The 3,949-nt window shown below is 71.6% G+C and carries 5 protein-coding genes; 3 read left to right on the forward strand and 2 right to left on the reverse strand.

The genetic code is table 11. The features are described from left to right. Both ACLN58_RS19035 and ACLN58_RS19040 read right to left on the reverse strand, forming a co-directional pair. Positions 1 to 216: sigma factor (locus tag ACLN58_RS19035; RefSeq protein ID WP_415856807.1), on the reverse strand; the 216-nt coding region annotated here is incomplete at its 3' end. Beyond that, positions 189 to 608 (reverse strand): YciI family protein, encoded by a 420-nt coding sequence (locus tag ACLN58_RS19040; protein ID WP_415856808.1) that lies wholly within the window; start codon positions 606 to 608, stop codon positions 189 to 191. The genes ACLN58_RS19040 and ACLN58_RS19035, both read right to left, overlap by 28 nt. 537 nt (positions 609 to 1,145) lie before the next feature. On the opposite strand from ACLN58_RS19040, the gene ACLN58_RS19045 reads away from it, so the two are divergent. The 3 genes from ACLN58_RS19045 to ACLN58_RS19055 form a co-directional block, all read left to right on the forward strand. Continuing rightward, the gene (locus ACLN58_RS19045; protein WP_415856811.1) at positions 1,146 to 2,288 is read left to right on the forward strand and encodes an NAD(P)-dependent malic enzyme; all 1,143 of its coding nucleotides are present in this window, start codon (positions 1,146 to 1,148) and stop codon (positions 2,286 to 2,288) included. 355 nt (positions 2,289 to 2,643) lie between these two features. Next, on the forward strand, positions 2,644 to 3,147 hold the full coding sequence (locus tag ACLN58_RS19050) for a DUF456 domain-containing protein (RefSeq protein ID WP_415856809.1): 504 nt from the start codon (positions 2,644 to 2,646) through the stop codon (positions 3,145 to 3,147). A 104-nt stretch (positions 3,148 to 3,251) separates the two neighbouring features. Further along, positions 3,252 to 3,949 (forward strand): hypothetical protein (locus ACLN58_RS19055; RefSeq protein ID WP_415856810.1); only part of this gene is annotated, 698 nt, incomplete at its 3' end.

Consider the following 3,949-nt stretch of genomic DNA (forward strand, 5'->3'; position numbering starts at 1 on the left):
CGCGGCAAGGAGCCAGCCCACAGGATTGGCTGGCTCGCCGTCGCGCGCCCACGCCACGAGCGCCTCGGCGAGGGCCTCTTGGGCGACGTCCTCGGCGAGCTCGAAGTTGCCCGTGTAGCGGGCCAAGGCCCCGACGATGCGCGCGGACTCGATCCGCCACACGGCCTCGACGGCGGGGTTGCCCGGGCTCAGAGCTGGCCGGTCCGCTCGCGCCACGCCCGCTCCTTGACCACCCACTCGTTGTCCTGCGGGAACTCGTCGATGCCCGGGACGCGGCGGATCTCGCACTTGCTCCCCGCCATGGCAGGCATGCGCTTGGCCCACTCGACGGCCTCCTCCTGCGACGCGACCTCGAGGAGGTAGAAGCCGCCGAACAGTTCCTTGGTCTCACCGTAGGGGCCGTCGGTGACCACCGGCGTCTCTCCGCTGAAGTCGACCACGACCCCCTGGGACGGGTCGTCGAGACCCTCGGCCGCGACGAGCACGCCCGCCTTGATGAGCTCATCGTTGAAGCGGCCCACGGTCTCAAGCATCTCGTCGAACGGGGTGGCCATCATGGTCGCGAGGGATTCGTCCGTGGCTCGCATGATGAGCATGTACTTGGCCATATCAATCTCCTAGATTCGGGGGCCGCCTTCCGACCCTGTCTATCTCAGGTCGAACGGGGCAGCAACGGATCGACACGGCCTGGAGAATCACCGGGAAAATCTTCGACCGCTCTTCGGGGCGCCTCGCCGGGCTCTCGGAATGGCCTAGACCGGTCTGGGTCCGGAGAGTCTGGAGGCGCCTCTCTGGTCCCTGATCGCCTCTGAATTGAGGAGGCCCGGTCTAGTCCGCGTATGATGGCCGTACCTCATTTCCCCGGGGCCCCAGCCGTGCGGACATCCTCGCGCAGGCAGGCCTCCCGGAAGCGCCGCATCCGGCGCGGACCCCCGGACCCCTTGTCGCCGACGCGACGGATCGCCTCCCTGCCCGACGAAGCGCAGGGTCAGCGATCCTGCGCGCGCCGACGCCCGCCGTCGGCCGTTGGCGCCGGCGGAACGATCCAGGAGACCACTGCCGTGAAGCACTCACCCGCCCCTGCCACCCAGACCGAGCCCACCCAGGCCCGGCCCACCCACGCCCAGCCCACCCAGGCCCAGCCCATCTCCGATGAGGAGATCTTCGCGGCGCACGAGGGCGGCAAGCTCTCGGTCGGGGTCGTTCGTCCGCTCGCGAGCAAGCGGGACCTCTCGATCGCGTACACCCCCGGGGTCGCGCAGGTGAGCCGCGCGATCGCCGCGGACCCCGCGCTTGCCCGCACGCACACGTGGGCGTCCCGCCTCGTCGCGGTCGTCTCGGACGGGACGGCCGTGCTCGGGCTCGGCAACATCGGCCCGAGCGCGTCGCTGCCCGTCATGGAGGGCAAGAGCGCCCTGTTCAAGACGTTCGCCGGGCTCGACTCGATCCCGATCGTGCTGAACACGACGGACGTGGACGAGATCATCGAGACCCTTGTGCGGATCGCCCCGAGCTTCGGCGCCGTGAACCTCGAGGACATCGCCGCGCCGCGCTGCTTCGAGCTCGAGGCCCGCCTCATCGAGGCCCTCGACATGCCCGTCATGCACGACGACCAGCACGGCACCGCCGTCGTGGCCCTCGCCGCCCTCACGAACGCCGCGAAGGTCGTGGGCAAGGAGCTCGCGGGGCTGCGTGTCGTCATCGCCGGCGCTGGCGCGGCGGGCATCGCGGTCGCGGAGATCCTGCTCACCGCGGGCGTGACCGACATCGTGCTGCTCGACTCGAAGGGCTCCCTCCACACCGGCCGTGGCGACCTCACCGGAATGAAGGCCGAGTTCGCCGAGCGCACCAACCCCCGCGGCGTCGCCGGCGGGACCGCCGAGGCGCTCGCCGGCGCGGACGTGTTCATCGGCGTCTCCTCGTCGACCGTCCCTGAGGAGCACATCGCCGCGATGGCCGAGGGCTCGATCGTCTTCGCGCTGTCCAACCCTGACCCCGAGGTGGCGCCCGACGTCGCGCGGCGGCACGCGGCGGTCGTCGCCACCGGGCGCAGCGACTTCCCGAACCAGATCAACAACGTCCTCGCGTTCCCCGGGATCTTCCGCGGCGCGCTCGACGCCGGGGCGCGCCGGATCACGCCCGCGATGAAGCTCGCCGCGGCCCGCGCGATCGCCGAGCTCGCCGAGGACAAGCTCTCCGCCGACTACATCGTCCCGAGCCCCCTCGATCCCCGCGTCGGCCCGGCCGTGACGGCAGCCGTCGCGGCGGCAGTCCGGCCGGGGGAGTAGTCGGGGCAGCCGGCTCGACGGCGCACGTTCCTCGCGGGGGCGCAGGTTTCCCGCGGGGGCGCAGGTTTCCCGCGGAGGCGGAGGTTTCCGCGGGGGCGGAGGTTTCCCGCGGGGGCGAAGGTTTCCACGCCGCGAAACGTGCGCCCTCGCAGCTTCGGTGCACTCTCGTGAGATCGGTCCGCTCCCGTGGGAAGCGACCGCTCTCGTGGGATCGGTGCACTCTCGTGGGAAGCGACCGCTCTCGTGAGATCGGTGCACTCTCGTGGGAAACGTCCGCTCTCGTGAGATCGGTGCACTCTCGTGGGAAACGTCCGCTCTCGCGGCCCACTCGCGAGTCCAGCTAGGCTTGGCTCCCGTGGATGGACCTGCCCTCGCCGCCCTGCTGACCGGCCTCGCCCTCGCCGTCGCCGTGGCCGGCACTGTGGTCCCGGTGCTCCCGGGCAGCATCCTCGGCATTCTCGCGCTGCTCGAATGGGCCCTGTTCGGCGGCGCGGGTGTGGGCGGCTGGATGGTGTTCGCGATCGGAAGCGTCCTGTTCGCGGCCGGCATGGCGGTCTCCTTCGTGTTGACCGGCCGGCGCATCGCGGCGCGCAAGGTCCCGAATGGCTCGATCGTCTTCGCCGTTGTCGTCGCGATCGTGGGCCTGTTCTTCGCGCCGATCGTGGGCCTCTTCGTGGGCTTCGCGTTGGGCCTTCTGGTGAGCGAGTGGGTACGGACCCGGGACCTTCGGGCGGCCGCATCGTCCTCGGTGGCCGTGCTCAAGGCCGCGGGGCTTGGCCTCCTCGTGGAGTTCGGTTTCGCCGCCACGGCGGCGACGGTCTGGGTCATCAGCGCATGGATCTATTTCGCGAACCGATGAGCCTCGACCGGCCAATCGGCCTCGACCGGCCCGCCGACCTCGACCGGCCAATCGGCCTCGATCGGCCCGCCGACCCGTCACTGGGCTTCGTTAGCATGGAGCCCATGGCTTCCGGCGAGGTGGACCGCCAGCGCGCGTTCCACGACCCGCGCGACCTCACGCCGTTCCGCGGCGTGCGGGTGTCCTCGCCTGTTCCTGGGCCCTTTGGTCGCTTCGGCCGCGAGGCCGCCGCGCCCCGCCTCCGCCGCTTCCCGGCGAGGGTCGAACGCAGCGTCTACGACGCCGTCTTCCGCGCCCGCGAGCCCGAGCGCCTCGTGGTGCTGGCCCGCTCGTACCCCGGCTGGTCCGGGCTCTGCTACGTCATGGCCGGCCTCATCGCCTACCGCGCGCACCAGCACGCGCAGGCCGCCGAGCTGCTCCGGCGCGGGCTCGCGGGCCAGAACGAGCTCGCCGCCTCCCAGTTCGCGGCCGACTACCTGAGCGCGTGGCGGCAGGGGGTCGAAGTGTCCGAGGGTGTGAGCGTCGAGGTCCTGTTCAGCGAGGAGGCCGTGTGCCTCGCCCTCGCGCACAGCCTGCGGGAGATTGGCCACCCGCGTGACGCCCTCGCCGCGCTCCGGCCGCTCCCGCCGTCGCTCCCGGCCTCGCTCGCCGCGTGCCGGCTCGCCGAGATCCTCGGCAAGCCCGCGGACGTTGTGTCCTGGACCGAGGGCCTTACCAACCGCGACGACCTCTCCGCGGCGCTCCTCATCCTCCGCGCCCGTGCGCTCCGTTCTCTGGGGCGCCGCGGCGAGGCGTTTGTCGC

Source organism: Sinomonas sp. G460-2 (genome assembly GCF_047759905.1).
Taxonomy (GTDB): domain Bacteria; phylum Actinomycetota; class Actinomycetes; order Actinomycetales; family Micrococcaceae; genus Sinomonas.